16 protein-coding genes are annotated in these 18,582 nt (G+C 74.0%); 3 read left to right on the plus strand and 13 right to left on the minus strand.

Going from position 1 to position 18,582, the window contains the following annotated elements:
- Window positions 1-4: 4 nt before the first annotated feature.
- Both JN535_RS09150 and dapE read right to left on the minus strand, forming a co-directional pair.
- Window positions 5-841: an LOG family protein gene (locus JN535_RS09150; protein WP_205205199.1), complete on the minus strand. Its 837-nt coding sequence runs from the start codon at window positions 839-841 to the stop codon at window positions 5-7.
- A 10-nt stretch (window positions 842-851) separates the two neighbouring features.
- Window positions 852-1,994 carry a succinyl-diaminopimelate desuccinylase gene (dapE, locus tag JN535_RS09155; protein ID WP_307868471.1) on the minus strand — a complete coding sequence of 381 codons (1,143 nt, stop codon included), beginning with the start codon at window positions 1,992-1,994 and terminating at the stop codon, window positions 852-854.
- 36 nt (window positions 1,995-2,030) lie between these two features.
- Between dapE and dapD the strand changes: the two genes are divergently transcribed.
- Together dapD and JN535_RS09165 are read left to right on the plus strand one after the other, a co-directional pair.
- A complete protein-coding gene (gene dapD, locus JN535_RS09160; protein WP_205205201.1) occupies window positions 2,031-3,023 on the plus strand; it encodes a 2,3,4,5-tetrahydropyridine-2,6-dicarboxylate N-succinyltransferase in 993 nt (330 codons plus the stop codon).
- Between the two features lie 31 nt (window positions 3,024-3,054).
- Window positions 3,055-4,026 (plus strand): hypothetical protein, encoded by a 972-nt coding sequence (locus JN535_RS09165; RefSeq protein WP_240200853.1) that lies wholly within the window; start codon window positions 3,055-3,057, stop codon window positions 4,024-4,026.
- Window positions 4,027-4,103: 77 nt separating this feature from the next.
- On the opposite strand, the gene JN535_RS09170 is transcribed toward JN535_RS09165, so the two are convergent.
- The 3 genes from JN535_RS09170 to fdxA form a co-directional block, all read right to left on the minus strand.
- Complete coding sequence (locus JN535_RS09170; RefSeq protein WP_205205209.1) at window positions 4,104-5,402, minus strand: citrate synthase; 1,299 nt, start codon at window positions 5,400-5,402, stop codon at window positions 4,104-4,106.
- A gap of 126 nt (window positions 5,403-5,528) precedes the next feature.
- The gene (gene dapC, locus JN535_RS09175) at window positions 5,529-6,659 is read right to left on the minus strand and encodes a succinyldiaminopimelate transaminase (RefSeq protein ID WP_205205211.1); all 1,131 of its coding nucleotides are present in this window, start codon (window positions 6,657-6,659) and stop codon (window positions 5,529-5,531) included.
- 18 nt (window positions 6,660-6,677) lie between these two features.
- On the minus strand, window positions 6,678-6,995 hold the full coding sequence (gene fdxA, locus JN535_RS09180) for a ferredoxin (RefSeq protein ID WP_024841122.1): 318 nt from the start codon (window positions 6,993-6,995) through the stop codon (window positions 6,678-6,680).
- Window positions 6,996-7,149: 154 nt separating this feature from the next.
- Between fdxA and JN535_RS09185 the strand changes: the two genes are divergently transcribed.
- Window positions 7,150-7,440 carry a hypothetical protein gene (locus JN535_RS09185; protein ID WP_205205213.1) on the plus strand — a complete coding sequence of 97 codons (291 nt, stop codon included), beginning with the start codon at window positions 7,150-7,152 and terminating at the stop codon, window positions 7,438-7,440.
- A gap of 19 nt (window positions 7,441-7,459) precedes the next feature.
- On the opposite strand, the gene JN535_RS09190 is transcribed toward JN535_RS09185, so the two are convergent.
- From JN535_RS09190 to JN535_RS09225, 8 genes are all read right to left on the minus strand, one after another.
- Window positions 7,460-8,455 (minus strand): prephenate dehydrogenase, encoded by a 996-nt coding sequence (locus tag JN535_RS09190; protein WP_307868475.1) that lies wholly within the window; start codon window positions 8,453-8,455, stop codon window positions 7,460-7,462.
- Complete coding sequence (locus tag JN535_RS09195) at window positions 8,452-9,408, minus strand: prephenate dehydratase (RefSeq protein ID WP_307868476.1); 957 nt, start codon at window positions 9,406-9,408, stop codon at window positions 8,452-8,454. The genes JN535_RS09190 and JN535_RS09195 overlap by 4 nt, the downstream gene beginning before the upstream one ends.
- Window positions 9,405-10,310, minus strand: a complete 906-nt coding sequence (locus tag JN535_RS09200; protein WP_205205214.1) for a hypothetical protein — start codon at window positions 10,308-10,310, stop codon at window positions 9,405-9,407. Before JN535_RS09200 ends, JN535_RS09195 begins: the two co-directional genes overlap by 4 nt.
- Before the next feature lie 32 nt (window positions 10,311-10,342).
- On the minus strand, window positions 10,343-13,126 hold the full coding sequence (locus tag JN535_RS20715) for a VanW family protein (protein ID WP_240200854.1): 2,784 nt from the start codon (window positions 13,124-13,126) through the stop codon (window positions 10,343-10,345).
- Between the two features lie 76 nt (window positions 13,127-13,202).
- Window positions 13,203-13,652 carry a hypothetical protein gene (locus JN535_RS09210; protein WP_205205215.1) on the minus strand — a complete coding sequence of 150 codons (450 nt, stop codon included), beginning with the start codon at window positions 13,650-13,652 and terminating at the stop codon, window positions 13,203-13,205.
- Window positions 13,653-13,662: 10 nt separating this feature from the next.
- On the minus strand, window positions 13,663-14,697 hold the full coding sequence (locus JN535_RS09215) for a PIG-L family deacetylase (RefSeq protein ID WP_307868478.1): 1,035 nt from the start codon (window positions 14,695-14,697) through the stop codon (window positions 13,663-13,665).
- A 12-nt stretch (window positions 14,698-14,709) separates the two neighbouring features.
- On the minus strand, window positions 14,710-16,620 hold the full coding sequence (gene typA, locus JN535_RS09220; protein ID WP_205205216.1) for a translational GTPase TypA: 1,911 nt from the start codon (window positions 16,618-16,620) through the stop codon (window positions 14,710-14,712).
- A 176-nt stretch (window positions 16,621-16,796) separates the two neighbouring features.
- Window positions 16,797-18,545 (minus strand): BCCT family transporter, encoded by a 1,749-nt coding sequence (locus tag JN535_RS09225; protein WP_205205217.1) that lies wholly within the window; start codon window positions 18,543-18,545, stop codon window positions 16,797-16,799.
- Window positions 18,546-18,582 lie beyond the last annotated feature (37 nt).

The raw sequence follows: 18,582 nt of genomic DNA on the forward strand, positions 1-18,582 counted from the left end.
GCCCTCAGCTCGCGTCGCCGGCCTGCGCCCGGGCGAGCTCCTCGGTGGCCTCGAGCTCCTCGGCGCGCAGCTCGGCGCCGCGGTCGCACACGTACTCGACGGCCTCGGCCGGGTCGTCGCAGAGGTGGACGAGGTCGAGGTCGTGCGGGCTGATCATGCCGCGCCCGGCGACCGCGGTCCGGGCCCACTCGAGCAGCCCGCTCCAGTAGTCGGTCCCGACGAGCGCGACCGGGAACTCGGTGATCTTGTGGGTCTGCACGAGCGTGAGCGCCTCGAACAGCTCGTCGAACGTCCCGAACCCGCCCGGCAGGACGACGAAGCCCTGCGCGTACTTGACGAACATCGTCTTGCGGGCGAAGAAGTAGCGGAAGTTCACCCCGAGGTTGACGTACCGGTTCATGCCCTGCTCGAACGGCAGCTCGATCCCGAGCCCGACCGAGAGTCCGCCGGCCTCCGAGGCGCCCTTGTTCGCGGCCTCCATGATGCCGGGGCCGCCACCCGTGATGACCGCGAAGCCCTCCTCGACCAGGCGACGCCCGACCTCCTCCGCGAGCGCGTAGTCCGGGTGGTCCGGCTTGGTGCGGGCCGAGCCGAACACCGAGACCGCCGGGCCGACCTCCGCCAGCGCGCCGAAGCCCTCGACGAACTCGCTCTGGATGCGCATCACGCGCCACGGGTCCGAGTGGACCCAGTCCGCGCTGCCTCCCGTGTCGAGAAGACGCTGGTCCGTCGTCTGGCGCGGGATCTGGTCCCCGCGCAGCAGCACCGGCCCCTTGCGGTACCCCGTCCCGGCCTGCGGCAGGCCGTCGTCGGAACCCTGGTCACGCACCGTGTCGCTCATGGTCACGAGCCTATGCCGCAGGGGCGGCCGTCAGCCACGCACGGAGCGCGTCGCGGCACAGCGCGAGCTCGCCGACGGAGCAGCGCTCGTCGTCCTTGTGCGCCAGGAGCGGGTCGCCGGGGCCGAAGTTCACCGCCGGGACGCCGAGCTCGGCGAAGCGCGCGACGTCGGTCCAGCCGTACTTCGGTGCCGGCGCGCCCCCCGTCACGCCCAGCACCGCAGCGGCGAAGTCCGCCGCGAGCGGGTCGTCGAGACCGGGGCGCGCGCCCGGCGCGGCGTCGGTGAGCACGACCTCGAAGCCGGCGAACAGCTCGCGCACGTGCTGCTCGGCCTCGGCGACCGTGCGCGACGGCGCGAACCGGAAGTTCACCGTCACCACGCACTCGTCCGGGACGACGTTGCCCGCGATCCCCCCGCGGATCCCCACGGCGTTCATGCCCTCCCGGTAGACCAGCCCGTCGACCTCCACCTGCTGCGGGACGTACGCCGCCAGCCGGTCGAGCACCTCGTGCGCCGCGTGGATCGCGTTGGCTCCCGTCCAGGAGCGCGCGGAGTGCGCGGCGACCCCGGGGACGCGCACCTCGACCCGCAGCGTGCCGTTGCACCCGCCCTCGAGACCGGCGGAGGTCGGCTCCCCGAGGACCGCGAAGTCGGCCGCGAGCAGGTCGGGCCGGTTGCGCGCGAGGCGCCCGAGGCCGTTGAGGTCCGACGCGACCTCCTCGTTGTCGTAGAAGACCCACGTGACGTCCTGTGCGGGCGCCTCGAGCTCCGCGGCGAGCGCGAGCGCGACCGCGACACCGCCCTTCATGTCGACGGTCCCTCGGCCCCACACCTCGGCGTGGGCGCCCTCGCCGACGACGCGCGTGGGGAGGTTCGGCGGGTCCGTGAGGGGCACGGTGTCCAGGTGGCCGGCGATCACCACGCGCCGCTCCCGGCCGAGCGTCGTGCGCGCGACGACCGTGTCGCCGTCGCGCACGACCTCCAGGTGCCGGCACGCCCGCAGCGCCGTCTCGACCGCGTCCGCGAGCGTCCGCTCGTCGCCGCTCACCGACGGCGTGTCGCACACCGCGCGGAAGAGGGCCACGAGGTCGCCGGTGAGGTCCAGCGCGGGCGGGTCGTGCGGCGGGGTCACGGAGGTCGTGGGAGAGGTCACGCCAGCACCCTACCCGCGGCCGATAGGGTGGGACGCATGACTTCTGCGACCCCCGCGACCGCCCCCTCGGCGGCCGCGTCCGAGCCGCGTACGGCGTGGGGCTACGGCCTGGCGACCGTCACCGACGACGGCACGACCCTCGACGTCTGGTACCCCTCGCCGGCGCTCGGCAGCGCCCCGGCGGACGCGACCGTCCCCGCCTCGCTCGTCGCGCTCGCCGAGCGCGACGAGCTGCGCGGCGTGGACGTCGTCGTGGTCCGGACCGAGATCGACCTCGACGCCGCCCCTGCCGACACCGCCGACGCGTACCTGCGCCTCCACCTGCTCTCCCACCGCCTCGTCGCCCCGCACGGGCAGAACCTCGACGGGCTCTTCGGCGTGCTGACGAACGTGGTCTGGACGAACCACGGCGCGTGCGCGGTCGACGGCTTCGAGGAGACGCGCCTGCGCCTGCGCGCGACCGGGCAGACCGTGACCGTGTACGGCGTGGACAAGTTCCCGCGCATGGTCGACTACGTCGTCCCCTCGGGCGTCCGCGTCGCCGACGCCGACCGGGTGCGGCTCGGGGCCCACCTCGCTCCCGGCACGACCGTCATGCACGAGGGCTTCGTCAACTTCAACGCCGGGACGCTCGGCACGTCGATGGTCGAGGGCCGCATCTCCGCGGGCGTCGTCGTCGGCGACGGCTCCGACGTCGGTGGCGGCGCGTCGATCATGGGCACCCTCTCCGGGGGTGGCCGCGAGGTCATCTCGGTCGGGCAGCGCTCGCTCCTCGGCGCGAACGCGGGTCTCGGCATCCCCCTGGGCGACGACTGCGTCGTCGAGTCCGGCCTGTACGTCACCGCCGGGACCAAGGTGACCGTCGTCGGGCAGACCGACTCCGCGGGCGAGCCCCTCGTCGTCAAGGCGCGCGAGCTCTCCGGCCGCTCCGGCATCCTGTTCCGACGCAACTCGCTCACGGGCGGCGTCGAGGCCGTGTCCCGTACCGGCGCCGGCGTCGAGCTCAACGCCGCGCTGCACGCCAACTGACCCACCACCGGCGAGCACGACGGCGTCCCGCATGACCACGACTCGAGCCCCCCGGGACCTGCCGGACGTCGGTCGTGCGCGCTCCCGGCGCCGCCCCCTCCGCACCGTCGTCACCCTCCTCACGGTGGCCGTGGTCGGGGTGGGCGGCGTCGTCCTCGCGCTCAACCGGCTCGACGACGAGACGCCCGTCGCCGAGCGGTGCGCCGCGACCGCCGACGGCCGCACCTGGTACCTGTCCGTCACCCAGGCGGACAACGCCGCGCTCGTCGCGGGGACGGCCGTGCGCCGCGGGCTCCCGGCACGCGCCGCGACGATCGGGCTCGCCACCGCGCTCCAGGAGTCCCGGCTCGTCAACATCGACTACGGCGACCGCGACTCCGTCGGGCTGTTCCAGCAGCGGCCCTCCCAGGGCTGGGGCAGCGTCGAGCAGATCATGGACCCCGTCTACTCGACCAACGCCTTCTACGACGTGCTCGAGACCGTCGAGGGCTACGAGGGCATGGAGGTCACCGTCGCCGCGCAGACCGTCCAGCGGTCGGCCTTCCCCGACGCGTACGCGCAGCACGAGCCCCGGTCGCGCGCCTGGGCGTCCGCGCTCACCGGCTGGTCCCCCGCCTCGCTCACGTGCGACCTCGCCCCCGTGGCGGCGGCCGAGGTCCCCGGCGACGGCGACCCGACGCGGCCCTTCCAGGACCGCCTCGTGCGCGACCTGGGCGACGGCGTCCGGGTGTCCCCGTTCGACGGCGGCGACGGGAGCACCGTGCAGGTCGACGCCTCGGGCCTGCCCGCCGCTGGCGAGGACGGCGGTCCCGACCGCGCCGCGTGGGCCGTCGCCCAGTGGGCCGTCGCCACCGCCAACGCCACGAACGTCGTCGCCGTCGAGGTCGGCGACCGCCGCTGGTCCCGCGACGACTCGACCTGGACCCCGCTCGACCCCGACGAGCTCGCGCCGCTCGACCCGGGCCTCCTCCGCGTCCACGTCGCCGTCCCCGACGAGGCGTGACCGGCGGCAAACGAGAGACGACGGACGCCGCGCCGCTCACCGTGGGGTGAGCGACGCGGCGTCCGTAGGAGCCAGGGTCAACGGTCGGAGACCGGGACGTAGTCGCGCTCGGTCTCGCCGACGTAGACCTGGCGCGGGCGGCCGATCTTGGTCTGCGGGTCCTTCATCATCTCGCGCCACTGCGCGATCCAGCCGGGCATGCGGCCGAGCGCGAAGAGCGGCGTGAACATCGCGGGCGAGAAGCCCATCGCCTTGTAGATGAGGCCGGTGTAGAAGTCGACGTTCGGGTAGAGCTTGCGCTCGATGAAGTAGTCGTCGTTGAGCGCGATCTCCTCGAGGCCCATGGCGATGTCGAGGAGCTGGTCCTTCTTGCCGAGGGTCGACAGCACGGCGTCCGCGGACTTCTTGACGATCGCCGCGCGCGGGTCGTAGTTCTTGTAGACCCGGTGGCCGAAGCCCATGAGGCGGACGCCGTCCTCCTTGTTCTTCACCTTCTTCATGAAGGTGTCGACGTCGTACTCGGCGCCCGCGATCTTGTCGAGCATCGTCAGCACGGACTCGTTGGCGCCGCCGTGCAGCGGGCCGGAGAGCGCGTTGACGCCGGCGGCGACGGAGGCGTAGAGGTTCGCGTGCGACGAGCCGACGACGCGGACGGTCGACGTCGAGCAGTTCTGCTCGTGGTCGGCGTGCAGGATGAGCAGCTTGTCGAGCGCGTCGACGACGACCGGGTCGGCCTCGTACTGCTGGTACGGCGTCGCGAACGTCATGCGCAGGAAGTCGTCGACGTAGCCGCGCGAGTAGTCGGGGTAGAGCAGCGGCTCGCCCACGCGGCGACGGTGCAGGTACGACGTGATGGTGCGGGACTTCGCGAGGAGCAGCACCGTCGCGAGCTCGACGGTCTCGTCGTCGAACGGGTCGAGCGACTCGGGGTAGAACGTCGACAGCGCGTTGATCGCGGACGAGAGCACGGCCATCGGGTGGGCACCCCGCGGGAACGTCCCCATGAAGGTGCGGAAGTCCTCGTGCACCAGGGTGTGGCGGTTGACGCGCTCGACGAAGGCCTCGAGCGTCGCGGCGTCGGGCAGCTCGCCGTGGATGAGGAGGTACGCGACCTCGAGGAAGCTCGACTGCTCGGCGAGCTGCTCGATGGGGTACCCGCGGTACCGCAGGATGCCGGCCTCACCGTCGATGTAGGTGATGCTCGACTCGCACGACGCCGTGTTCATGAAGCCCGGGTCGACGGTCACGAGGCCGGTCGACTTGAGCAAGGAGGACACGACGATGCCGTCGTTGCCCTCGGTCGCCGCGACCACGGGCAGGTCCTGCGCCTGGTCGTCGACGAGGAGGCGGACCTTCGCCTGCTGAGTGGTGGTCATGGTTCCCTTCCTGCTGCTGCTCGCGCCGTTGCCGCGCGGTCGACCGTACCCCGCTTCACCCGCACGTGACCAATCCTGAACCGTCACGAGAACACCACCTCTCTGTGAGGCAGGTCACGTCAGCGATCAGGCTCCGGAGAGTCGAGCCGCGGCCTCGTGGACCCTCTCATCGGTCGCGGTGAGCGCGACGCGCACGTGCCCGGACCCCTCTGGCCCGTAGAACGCCCCGGGCCCTACCAGTATGCCGAGGTCGGCGAGGTCGGACACGGTCCGCCAGCAGTCGCCGCCGTCGTCCCCTGCGGGTCGCGACCACAGGTAGAGCCCCGCCTCGGAGTGGTCGATCCGCAGCCCCGCGTCGCCGAGCGCCGCGACGAGCACCTCGCGCCGGCGTGCGTACACGTCGCGCTGCGCGACGACGTGCGCGTCGTCGGACAGAGCGGCGACCATCGCCGCCTGCACGGGCGCGGGCACGATCATGCCGAGGTGCTTGCGGGTCGCGAGCAGGTCGGCGACCAGCGCGGCGTCACCCGCGACGAACGCGGCCCGGTAGCCGGCCATGCTCGACTGCTTCGAGAGCGAGTAGGTGACGAGGAGCCCGTCGTGCGAGCCCCCGGAGACGGCCGGGTCGAGCAGGCTCGGGACGCCTCGCGACGCGTACGGCTCGGCCCAGGCCAGCTCGGCGTAGCACTCGTCGCTCGCGACGACCGCGCCGATCTCGCGCGCCGCGGCGACGACGCGCGCGAGCTGGGCGGCGTCGAGCACCCGGCCGGTCGGGTTGCTCGGGGAGTTGACCCAGACGAGACGCACGTCCCCGCGCCCCGCCCACTCGTCGACGTCGTCGGTCGCGAGCGGCGTCGCGCCGGCCAGACGCGCGCCCACGTCGTACGTGGGGTAGGCCGTGCGGGGGTGCACGACGGCGTCGCCCGGCCCGAGGCGCAGGAGCGACGGCAGGAGCCCGACGAGCTCCTTGCTGCCGACGGTCGGCAGCACCGCGTCGGGGTCGAGGCCGGGGACGCCGCGCCGGCGGGCGAACCAGTCGGCGACGGCCTCGCGCAGCGCCGTCGTCCCGTGCGTCGTCGGGTAGCCGTGGGCGTCCGACGCCGCCGCGAGCGCGTCGCGCACGACGGCAGGCGTCGGGTCGACGGGCGTTCCGATCGAGAGGTCGACGACGCCCCGCGGGTGCGCGCGGGCGCGCTCCGCGTACGGGGTCAGGGTGTCCCAGGGATAGGCGAGACCGGAGAGGTCGGCGAGTCCCACGTGCGGCGGTGCCGGGGCTCAGGCCTGCGGCGGCAGGGCGGCGATCATCGGGTCGTCCTTCTCGATGAGACCCATCTTCGCGGCGCCGCCGGGCGAGCCGAGGTCGTCGAAGAACTCGACGTTGGCGCGGTAGTAGTCGCTCCACTCCGTCGGGACGTCGTCCTCGTAGTAGATGGCCTCGACCGGGCAGACCGGCTCGCACGCACCGCAGTCGACGCACTCGTCGGGGTGGATGTAGAGCGACCGCTTGCCCTCGTAGATGCAGTCGACAGGACACTCCTCGATGCACGCCTTGTCCTTGACGTCCACGCACGGCTGAGCGATCACGTAAGTCACGACCGAGTACCTTTCTGGATTCGTCCGGACCCCGGCCCGGCGAGGGGCGAGGTCACGACAGGGAGACGCACGACTAGTATCGCTCAGGTCGGGCGGTGCCCGACCCTCCCTGACCAGCCCGTGGACGAACGTCACAGACCCGAGGAGCCGTGCCGTGCCCGACGCGCCCTGGACCGCATGGGCCCCGGGCACCCGCGTGGTCGTCCGCCGTCGCCTCACCGCCGACGAGGCGGCCGCCGCGGGCAAGCCCCTCACGGACGTCATCGGGGTCGTCGTCCGGACGACCGCGGCCGAGCTCGTGCTGCGCGAGGACGCGGGCGGGAGCGCCCCGCCGCACCGCGGTCACGGCGTGCACGACGCCGTCCCGCCCCTGGTCGTCGTCCCGCTCGACGCGATCGTGGCCGGCAAGCCCGTCCCGCCGCGTCCACCGCGTCGGCCCGCCTGACCCGGAGCCCCGAGGCCGGTCAGGCGACGACGACCGCGCCGTCCTCCACGGCGACGACGACGGCCCCACGGGCTCCCGCCGCGGTGACCTCCGCGCGCCAGCCCCCCGCGTCGTCGAGGACGACCCGCGACCGCTCCCCGGCCCCCGGCGCGTCGGCCGGGCCGCGCACCGGGTCGGGCCGGTCGAAGAACTCTCCCACGGGCGCGTTCGACTCGAGCGCCGCGACGAGCTGCTCGAGGTCGCGCACCACGACGCGCAGGGCCGACGCGACCCAGGCCGCGTTGTCGGTGACCATCGCCTCCGTGCGTCGGGGGTCCGTGCGCCCGACCCGCGTCGCGTCCCGGAAGCTGCCCGCCGCCAGCCCGCGCGCGACGTCGCGCACCGGGGCGTCCGCGACCACGCCGAGGAGCTCGGTGGCGAGGACGTGCGGGACGTGGCTGACGAGCGCCGTCGACTCGTCGTGCACGTCGTCGGTGAGGACGTGCACCGTGCCCCCGAGCGGTCCGGTCACGAGCCGCAGCACCGCGACGAACGCCTCGCGTCGCGTCGTCGCGTCGACCGTGACCGCCCACCGGGCGCCGTCGAGCATCCGCGGGTCGGACGCCTCGAAGCCGGAGTGCTCGGTGCCCGCCATGGGGTGCGCCCCGACGTAGCGCGCGTCGAGCCCCGCCGCCCGGACGGCGTCGCGCACCGCGCCCTTCACGCTGCCGACGTCCGTGACGACGGTCGCGCCGCGCACGTGCCGCGCGACCTCGGTCGCGACCGTCCGCATGGCCCGGAGCGGCACCGCGAGCACGAGCACGTCGGGCTCGGCCGCGCATACGTCGGCCACGTCGTCGACGACCCGCAGGCCTGCGGCGCGGGCGGCGGCGCGCGTGGAGGCGGTCGCGTCGTGCGCGGTCACGTCGACGCCCTGCTCGTGCAGGAGCCGCGCGACGGAGCCGCCGACCAGCCCGAGCCCGACGACCCCGACCCGCAGCTGCGCACCCGCCGCCGGTGCGGCGTCGGGCGTCACCACAGCAGCCCCGCCGCGAGCGCGGCCGGGTCGGCGGAGGAGTCGACGCTGCCCACCGGGACGTGCGCGACGTCGACGTCGGCGTGCACCGACTCGTCCAGCTCGCCCCGCGCGGGCACGACCCCGAGCGTCTTGAGCGAGTCGCCCGCGCGGACCAGGTCGTCGAGCACCGCGCGGACGGGGGCGTCCCACGGGGCGCCGTCGACGGTCAGGACGAACACGTACGTGCCGGCCACCGCCTTGAGCGGGCGCGTGATGAGGCTCGACAGGTTGACGCCGCGCTCGCCGAAGGACCGCGTGATGCGGGCGAGCACACCCGGCCCGGTGACCACCGGGGTCACCGCGAGCATCGTGCGCCACGGGCCGTCGCCCCGGGCGCGCGCCGCCTCGAGGGCCGCCGCTGCCTCCGCCCGCGGCGCGAGGACGAGGAAGCGGGTCCGGGCGCCGGCGAAGTCCTCGACGGCGCGCTCGAACGTCTCGAGGCCGTAGAGCGCGCCGCAGATCGTCGGGCCGAGCGCGACCTGGTGGGGTCCCGCGTCCCGGCACGCCGCCGCGTTCGACGACGCGGCGAGCGGGGCGAGGCCCGTCCGGCGGACGAACTCCTGGCACTGCGCGAGGCCGTGCGGGTGGGCGGTGACCTCGGTCAGCGCGCCGTGGTCGGGCCGCACGAACGCGTCGAACGAGATGTCGAGCACGACCTCGTCGACCGCGACGACCGTCGCGCTCCCCACGATCGCGTCGAGCGACGGCACCACGTAGCCCTCGACGGTGTTCTCGATCGCGACGACGCCGCGTGCGAGCTCCCCTGCGGCGACCCCGGCGAAGACGTCCGCGACGGTCGTCCGCGCGGACAGGGCCCCCGGCCCGCCACGGTGGTCGTGGTCGGCCGACCACGCGGCGGCCGCCTGGTGCGTGAACGACCCCTCGGGGCCGAGGTAGCCGACGACGCTCACGCGCGCGCGGGGTCGGGGGCCGTCGCCCAGCGCGGCTCGAGCGCGTCGGGGCCGGGGACGAACTCCTGGCCCGGCAGGACCGCGAGGACGCGGTGCGCGACTCCCCGGTCCGCGAAGCCCGCCACGAGAGCGTCGAGCGTCGCCGCGTCCGGGCAGGAGAACGCGCAGAAGAAGATGTGCGGGCCGGCCTGCGAGCGGTGGCTGCGCAGGTGCTGGAGGTCGATGCCGGCCTGCGCGACGAGCGCGAGCGTCTCCTGGAGCGACCCGCGGTGGTCGTCGCGCGGCCCGAACGCGAGCCACACCTGCGCGACGCCCTCGGCCCGCGGCGCCGCGTCCCGGCTCTCCAGGAGCCCGTACCAGACCGGGGCGCCCTCGCCGAGGAGCTCGCTGCCGACGAGCTCGGCATACCCGAGCGCGGCGAGCGTCCCCGCGGCGACGGCGCGCTCGACGACGAGGCTCCCGTCCGGTCCCGCGAGGGCCACACGCTCCTCCAGGCTCGTGCGCGTCGGGACGAGCGAGGGGCTCACGCCCATCGTGCGCAGGACGTGACGGCGGTCGCGCATGCCCGCCTCGTCCACCACGACGTGCCCTGTGAGCTCCCGCGCCGCCGACGAGCGCCCCACCCACACCCACTGGGCCGGCACGGCCGAGGCACTCGTGAGCACGAGCGACGGCGGCGCGGCGAGCAACGCCCGCTCCAGCTCGTGCGACGGCTGCGCCGGGTGGCCCAGGTGCACGACGGCGGACAGGCCGTCGATGCTCGCGACGGTCGACAGCGTGGCGGTCGTCGACCCGAGGTCGAGCAGCGCGTCCGCCTCGGCGGGGTCGCCCTCGACCCAGCCGGCCGCCGTGGCCGCGAGCAGCGCCTGCGCGCCCGACTCCCGTTCGCTCCGTCCGAGCATGGGACCTCCGTGTGTGTGGTGGACCGGGTCGTCTACTCGCAGACGACCGCGTTGTCCGGCTTGTACGTCCACCGGTAGGACTCGTCCTTGACGAGCTCTCCCTCGTGGTAGACCTTGCGGTAGTTCGTGATGGAGAAGCCCGGGCTGCCCGCGGGAGTGGGCGCGCAGTCGGCGCCCGAGTGCGTGACCGTCGTCGGCTGGACCACGTTGGACTTGCCGCTCGACGACGTCTCCACGTCGTAGTACTTGGTGCTCCAGATGGCGACGTGCAGCTCGCCGCCGCCGACCCAGGACTGCAGGAGGACGCCGTACGGGGTGTCGTTCTTGAACTTCATGTCGATCGAGCCGACGAAGATCGTCGCCTCGCGCCCCGCGGGATACCGCTCGAACCAGTAGCTGTGCGGTCGGTGCTCGACGTCCTCGAGGCCGGCGAAGAACCCGGCGTTGTACGCGGTCGTCGCCATCTGCGACAGACCGCCGCCGACGCCCTCGGTGTGCCGTCCGCTCTCGACGATGCCCGCCGCGAAGTAGCCGCCCTCGAGCGTGATGGGCGACAACGTGTCCACGAGCGAGAACGTCTCGCCCGGCTTGACGAGGGTCCCCGTCACCTTCTCCGCGCCGCGGCGCAGGTTCGCGGTGCGGACCGGCACGTTCGGCACGGGCGTGGAGAACTCCGAGACCTTCTCCTTGATCCCGAGCGCCTCGAGCGCGGCGACCGACTGCTCGGGGTCGGACTCGACGAGCTCGACCGTCGCCGTCCGCTCGTCGCCCGACGCCGCCGTCGTGACGGCGGCCGCGATGGCCGCCGGGTCGATCGTCGTGCCCGGCTCCCCGCCCTCGATCACCGGCGCCCCGTCCCGGAAGACGAAGTGCGCGTCGTCCGCGGCGGTGAGCAGGTCGTTCGTCCGGTCGACCACCGAGTCCACGAGCGTCGCACCGTCGAAGGTGAGGGTCAGCACGCCGTCGGTCGCCGCGAACGACGCGGCGGCCGCGAGCGCCTCCGGCGGGAGCTCGGGGTTCTGGCCCCCGACCGACACGACGACCGGCGCGGACACGACCTTCTGCGCGACGGCGAGAGCCGCGTCCGTCTCCTCCTGCGTGATGGCGGGCTCCACCGGCTCGGTGGGCAGCGCGACCGGGCCGTCGGAGACGAGCCAGCTCTCGGTGATGACCGCCGGCACCTCGTCGGTGACGAGCGCCGACCCGTCCGCGGCGGGGGTGCTCGTGGGAGCGCCGTCGACGAACTGCACCGCACCGTCCACGGGCTCGATCTCGAGGCTCCCGCGCAGCGCCTCGACCTGGGCATCGAGAGCCGCGTCGTCGACGAGGACGACGGGGGCCTCGTCCTGCCCGCCGAAGAGGTGCTGCCACAGGCGGGCCGGGTTCATCGAGAAGGCCGTGAGCTCCTCGGCGGTGGCCGCGGCGTCGAACGTGAGGCCCGCGGCCGCCGGGTCGAGCGTCGTGCTCGCCTCTCCCGCGGTGAGCGTGACCGGCTCCGCGGCTCGAGGCCCGAGCTCCGACTCGAGCGCGTCCTGCGCCGCCGTCCGGGTGAGTCCCCCGACGTCCACGCCGGCGACGCTCGTCCCGCTCGGCACCTTGTCCGAGAAGAACCACTGCGCGCCGGTGTAGAGGCCGCCGAGGACGAGGACGCCGATGCCGGTCCACATCAGACCGCGCACCCAGCCGCGCCGGGGGGCGTCCTCCTCGAAGCCGTCGAAGGGCGACGTCTGCCGGGTCTCGTCGGGCGGGACCGGGCCGAAGGCGCTCCCCAGGCCCGCTGCCGCCGGAGCGGCCACGGGCGTCTCGGCCGGGGTCGCCGTCGGGTCCGCCGTGGGAGCCGTGGCCGAGGCGTCCGGCCGGACGGAGGTCCGGACGACCGGGGCGGGCCGGGACCACGGGTCGACGGGCGGGATGACCTGGGTGGCGTCCGCGGCCGGCGCGGGGGTCGGGTCAGGGGGCGCGGGGTCAGGACCGGCGGCGGACGGCGCGGGTGCCTGCGGCGGCACCACGGGCACGACGGCGGTCTGCTCGGCCTCGGGCTCCTCCACCGCGGGCACCCCGGCGGTCTGCTCGACCGGGGGCTCGGTCGCCGCCTCGGCGTCCGGCCTCTCCGAAAGCGTCGCGGCCTGCGCCTCGGTGCCTGGCGGCGGGACGAGCACTGCCGGGACGCTGGGGTCGAACGCGAAGACGCGCGGCACGTACGGCTCGTCCTCGCCGTCGTCCTCCGCGCTCGAGGCCGAGGGCGCCTCGACGGGCCCTGCGTCGTGCGCGGAGCCGTCCTCGGTCCCGGCGCCCGCCCCGGCCGGAGCAGCCGCGGGCTCGCCGGGCCGCGCCGCGTCGTCGGGCGTGTCGTCCGCGTCGTCCGCAGGCGCGTCGGGCGCCTGCGCGCCCGGGGCAGAGCCGGCACCCTCGGTGACCGCCGTCGACCCCGGCTCTATGGGTGCGTCGTCCCGCTCCTGCGGTACCGCGGTCTCGACGCGGTCCGCGGTCTCGACGCGGTCCGCGCTCTCGACCGGCGTCGCGGGCTCGACCGGCTGGGGCACCTCGCCCGTGGAGGGGACGTCCGCAGCGGCGACCGCCCCGCTGCCGGCCTGCGGGGCGGCCGCGTCGTCCACCGCAGGCGCGGGGTCGGCCGGGACACCGGCCTCGTCGGAGACGTCGCCGTCGTCCGCGAGGACCTCCTCGGACGCGTCGGCCGCCGCCTCGGCGCTCTCGTCGGCGGGGGCGGGCTCGGGGCGGGGACCGGTGGTCCCGGCCCCGGGGACGGCGTCCTGAGGGGAGTCGAGATCGGCGTCTCGGTCGGTCGGCTGACCCATCCACTGTCTCCGTGACGAAAGGCGCGCGGCTGTCCGCGCGACGACGAGGGGTGTGCGGGGATCCGCACCGCGAATTCTAGCGGGACGCGAGGGTGTCCTCGGGTCCGTCGTGCCTGGTGGGACGCCCGTGGAGCGCCGGGCGGACGGGTCGGTCGCTGAACCACGAGCGCGGCAGGAACGCGACCGCCGCGACGACGAGCAGACCCCCGTAGATCCAGACGTACCCGACGGGCTCGCTCGGCACGAGGACGTCGCCGCCGGGGCCCTCGAGCGAGAGCAGCTGGACCACGACGACCCATCCGATGCCGTAGCCGAGCAGGCCGGCCATGCCGCCCCAGGCGCGCGCGAGGGTGCCCGCCGCGAGGACGGTCAGCAGCGCGAGCACGATGCCCAGCCCGACGCCACCCGGGAGGTCGACGGCGAGCAGGTGCGCCCGGTGCGCGACGGTGCCGACGAGCCCGACGACCACGCCCACGAGCGCGCACGCCACCCCACGGCCGACGAGCCGCCCCATACCGGTCTCCACGGGCCCCAGGCTAACGCGTGGGCCCGGGCCGGACCTGGTCGCCCGGGAGAGCGCCGCCGGAGGGAGCGTAGAACTCGTGTGAAGGCACGGGGGCCAGCACGTCGTTGCTGAGCGCGTACCAGCCGAGCACGCCCCCGGGGGCCTCCCCCGCGCCCGACCCTGGGGCGGCGACGGCGGCGGTCGCGCGCTGGACCTGTGTCGCGTGCGCCCGCAGGGCCGCCAGGAGCTCGTCGAGGACGGGTGCCACCGGCACCGTCACGAGCGGGGGCAGCGAGGCGTCGGGGCGGGCGACCGGCGGCAGGTCCTCGTCCGGGTCGGGCAGGACGAGGTCGGCGTCGGCCGCGAGGAGCGCGCGGACGGCGGGGTGCGCGGCGAGGGCACGCCGCGCGGCACGCAGCGTGCTCTCGGGGGCGACGGCCAGCCAGAGCGCGGGCACCGGCTCGCCCGCGGCGTCGATCAGCTCCAGCGCCCGGACGGTCACCTCGTGCGCGCGCACGTGGTCGGGGTGCCCGTACCCGCCCCCGGGCTCGTACGTCGCGACGACCGCGGGACGGCGGTCGCGCACGACGGCGGCCAGCCGCGCGGCGGCCTCGTCGAGCGGGACAGCGACGAAGGCCCGCGGCGGGAGGTCCTCCGCGGCGCTCGCGACGCCCGGCGCGACCCAGGCCATCCCGGAGTCCTCGAACCGGGGTGACGCACCGCCGTCGGGAACCGCACCCGTCACGGGGAGCGCGACCGCGTCGAGGAAGACGTGGTCCGCGACGCCGAGGGCGGCGAGCGCGCGCGCGAGCTCGCCCTCCCGGTGCGCGGCGAGGGCGGGGCCGTCGCCCTCGAGGTGCCCGACGCCGGTCGGGTGCGCGGGCGTGTCGATCACCTCGCCCCGCTCGCCGCGCGTGCACGTCACGACGGTGACGCGCTGCCCGGACCGTGCCCACGTCGCGAGGAGCGCGCCCGTGGCGAGCGTCTCGTCGTCGGGGTGGGCGTGCACGGCCAGCAGGCCGCCGTCGGGCACGACGGCGGCCTGCTGGCTCGGCGGGAAGGTCACCCCGGGGCGCCGTCAGGCGCGCTTCGCGCGCGAGACCGCGCGGGCGCGCTCGGTCTGGTCGAGGATGACCTTGCGGATGCGGACGACCTCGGGCGTCACCTCGACGCACTCGTCCTCGCGCGCGAACTCGAGCGACTCCTCGAGCGTGAGGTGGCGCGGCGGGATGAGGTTCTCGAAGTTGTCGGCCGTCGAGGACCGCATGTTCGTGAGCTTCTTCTCCTTGGTGATGTTCACGTCCATGTCCTCGTTGCGCGAGTTCTCGCCCACGATCATGCCCTCGTAGACCTCCTGCGTGGGGTCGACGAAGAACGAGCCGCGCTCCTGGAGGTTGATCATCGCGAACGGCGTCACCTTGCCGGCACGGTCCGCCACGAGCGAGCCCGTCGTGCGGGTCTCGATGTGCCCGGCCCACGGCTCGTAGCCCTCGGAGATCGAGGCCGCGATGCCCGTGCCGCGCGTCTCCGTGAGGAAGCGCGTGCGGAAGCCGATGAGCCCGCGCGCCGGGACCATGAACTCCATGCGGATCCAGCCGGTGCCGTGGTTGGACATGGTCTCCATGCGGCCCTTGCGCTGCGCGAGGAGCTGCGTGACGTTGCCGAGGTACTCCTCGGGGACGTCGATGGTCATGCGCTCCATCGGCTCGTGCGTCTTGCCGTCGATCGTGCGGGTCACGACCTGGGGCTTGCCGACCGTGAGCTCGAAGCCCTCGCGGCGCATCTGCTCGACGAGGATCGCGAGCGCGAGCTCGCCGCGGCCCTGGACCTCCCACGCGTCGGGGCGCTCGGTCGGCAGGACGCGCAGCGACACGTTGCCGACGAGCTCCGAGTCGAGGCGGTCCTTGACCTGGCGGGCCGTGACCTTGTGGCCCTTGCCGCCCTTGCCCGCGAGCGGCGACGTGTTGATCCCGATGGTCATGGAGATCGCCGGGTCGTCGACCGTGATGAGCGGGAGCGGGCGCGGGTCCTCGGGGTCGGTGAGCGTCTCGCCGATCGTGATGTCCGCGATCCCCGCGACCGCGACGATGTCGCCCGGGCCGGCCTTGTCCGTGGGGACGCGGTCGAGCGCCTTCGTCTCCAGCAGCTCGGTGATCTTCACGTTCTGGATCGTGCCGTCGTGGCGCGCCCACGCGACGACCTGGCCCTTGCGGAGCTCGCCGTTGAAGATGCGCAGCAGGGCGAGGCGACCGAGGAACGGCGACGCGTCCAGGTTCGTCACGTGCGCCTGCAGCGGCGCGCCCTCGTCGTACGTCGGCGCGGGGATCTTCTCGAGGATCGTCGTGAAGAGCGGCTCGAGGTCCTCGTTCGACGGGAGCTGGCCGTCCAGCGGCTGGTCCAGCGACGCCCGGCCGGCCTTCGCGGACGCGTAGACGACGGGGACGTCGAGGATCGCGTCGAGGTCGAGGTCGGGCACCTCGTCCGCGAGGTCCGACGCGAGGCCCAGCAGCAGGTCGGTCGCCTCGGCGACGACCTCGGTGATCCGCGAGTCCGGGCGGTCGACCTTGTTGACGACGATGATGACCGGGAGCTTCGCGGCGAGCGCCTTGCGCAGCACGAACCGGGTCTGCGGCAGCGGGCCCTCGCTCGCGTCGACGAGAAGGACGACGCCGTCGACCATGGAGAGGCCGCGCTCGACCTCGCCACCGAAGTCGGCGTGCCCGGGGGTGTCGATCACGTTGATCGTGATGCCGTCGGGCTCCCCCACCGCGGCGGCGGCCGGGCCGGCGTAGCGGACCGCGGTGTTCTTCGCGAGGATCGTGATGCCCTTCTCGCGCTCGAGGTCACCGGAGTCCATGACGCGGTCGTCCACGTGCTGGTGCGCGGAGAAGGCGCCGGACTGGCGCAGCATCGCGTCGACGAGCGTGGTCTTGCCGTGGTCGACGTGGGCGACGATCGCCACGTTGCGCAGGTCGGAGCGCACAGACATCTACGGTTCTCATTTCGTGGGGTTCGAGGGGCGACGACGGCCGGCCACCTCTGCGCGCGCGGCGCGGGAGCAGCCCGCCGCGGCATCACGGAGCACGGGCCGTCACCCGGGCACGGCTATCCTACCGGGTCGCGGTTCCCGCCACCATGACCCGCGTCACTCCCCCCGGCGCCGTGTCACTGCGGCGAGCTCTTGCGCGCGCGCCGGGACAGCGCGCGCCACCGGTCCGGCCGGTCGGGGTAGAGCTCCTCCCACTGCTCCGAGATGCTCTCCGAGACGCGTGTGGTGACGTGCTCCGTCAACGCAGCACGCGCCGCGCGTCGTTCCGCGCGCACGATCGCCGCGTGCTCGACGCGCAGAGCCCTGACGGTGGACACCGCCATCCCGATCATGACGACCGAGAACGGCAACGCGATGAGGATCGCCGCCGTCTGGAGCGCCTGCAGCCCGCCCGCGAGGAGGAGCGCGATGGCGAGCAGCCCGGAGACCCCGGCCCAGAAGATGCGGCTCCACGTCGGCGGGTTCGGGTTGCCGCCGCTCGCGAGCATGTCCACGACGAGCGAGCCCGAGTCCGACGACGTCACGAAGAACACGACGATCAGCAGGATGCCGACGACCGAGAGCACGCCCCCCAGCGGGAGGCCGTCGAAGAGCTGGAAGAGCGTGGTGTCCGTGTCGACCTCGCCGTCGACGAGCATGCTCCCCGGCTCCCGGAGCTCGCGGTAGAGGGCCGACCCCCCGAAGACCGAGAACCACAGGGTCGTGACGATCGTCGGGACGAGCAGCGTCCCGAGGACGAACTCCCGCACCGTGCGTCCGCGGGAGATCCGCGCGATGAAGACACCCACGAAGGGCGCCCAGGAGATCCACCAGCCCCAGTAGAAGATCGTCCACGACGACTGCCACTCGAGCCCGGCCTGCCCCTGGAACGCGGTCGTGTCGAAGGACAGCCGCACGATGTTCTGGACGTAGTAGCCGAGGGACTGGACCCACTCCCGGAGGAGGAAGAGGGTCGGTCCGAGAGCGAGCACCAGCACCAGCACGACCCCGGCCAAGACCATGTTGCCGTTCGAGAGCCACTTGATCCCCTTGCCCAACCCGGACACGACGGAGATCGTCGCGAGCGCCGTGATCGCGGCGATGAGCCCGATCTCGAGCGCCGTGCTCGGCTGCACCACGTCGAGGTACCCGAGGCCCGCCGCGATCTGGAGGACGCCGAACCCCAGCGACGTCGCCACCCCGAACACCGTGCCGATGATCGCGACCACGTCGATGACGTCCCCGAGCCTCCCCTTGACCCGCTCACCGAACAGCGGCTCGAGCGCCCACCGGATCGAGACCGGGCGGCCCTTGCGGTGGATCGCGTACGCGAGGGCGAGTCCCGCGACGACGTAGATGGCCCACGCGTGGACGCCCCAGTGGAGGTAGCTCTGCCCCATCGCGGCCTGCGCGAGCGCGGGGTCGCTCCCCTCGACGCCCGGTTTGGGGTCGACGTAGTGCGACAACGGCTCCGCGACGCCCCAGTAGACGAGCCCGATCCCCATGCCCGTCGCGAAGAGCATCGCGAACCAGACGGGCAGCCGGAACAACGGCTCGTCCTCGTCGCGACCCAGGACGATGTCACCGAAGCGGCTCAGCCCCATCCACAGGGAGAAGACGACGAACCCCGCCACGACGATGACGTAGTACCAGCCGAAGACGCCGATGACGTCCCGCTGGAGCGTGTTCATGAGCGCCGTCACCGTGTCGGTGAAGAGGATGGTCACGAGCACGAAGAGCAGGATGATGCCCGCCGCCGGGTAGAAGACCCGAGGTTCCGGTCGCCCGGTGCGAGGGCTGTCGAGGTCGTCGGCCGCCGTGGCCCCGCGGGCGGGAGCGCCCGCGTCGGCGGGCTCAGGTGACGTCTCGTGCTCCGGCGCGTTCATGGGCTCCAGGCTTGTCGCGCGCGCATTGCCCGGCAAC

Origin of the sequence: Cellulosimicrobium cellulans, assembly GCF_016921195.1 — a bacterium.
Classification (GTDB): Bacteria; Actinomycetota; Actinomycetes; order Actinomycetales; family Cellulomonadaceae; genus Cellulosimicrobium; species Cellulosimicrobium cellulans_F.

Excerpts from the sequence above, each read along its gene's own strand:
- JN535_RS09150 (WP_205205199.1), bottom strand. The coding sequence starts at position 841 with ATGAGCGACACGGTGCGTGACCAGGGTTCCGACGACGGCCTGCCGCAG.
- dapD (WP_205205201.1), top strand. The coding sequence starts at position 2,031 with ATGACTTCTGCGACCCCCGCGACCGCCCCCTCGGCGGCCGCGTCCGAG.
- JN535_RS09165 (WP_240200853.1), top strand. The coding sequence starts at position 3,055 with ATGACCACGACTCGAGCCCCCCGGGACCTGCCGGACGTCGGTCGTGCG.
- JN535_RS09170 (WP_205205209.1), bottom strand. The coding sequence starts at position 5,402 with ATGACCACCACTCAGCAGGCGAAGGTCCGCCTCCTCGTCGACGACCAG.
- JN535_RS09200 (WP_205205214.1), bottom strand. The coding sequence starts at position 10,310 with ATGCTCGGACGGAGCGAACGGGAGTCGGGCGCGCAGGCGCTGCTCGCG.
- JN535_RS20715 (WP_240200854.1), bottom strand. The coding sequence starts at position 13,126 with ATGGGTCAGCCGACCGACCGAGACGCCGATCTCGACTCCCCTCAGGAC.
- typA (WP_205205216.1), bottom strand. The coding sequence starts at position 16,620 with ATGTCTGTGCGCTCCGACCTGCGCAACGTGGCGATCGTCGCCCACGTC.
- JN535_RS09225 (WP_205205217.1), bottom strand. The coding sequence starts at position 18,545 with ATGAACGCGCCGGAGCACGAGACGTCACCTGAGCCCGCCGACGCGGGC.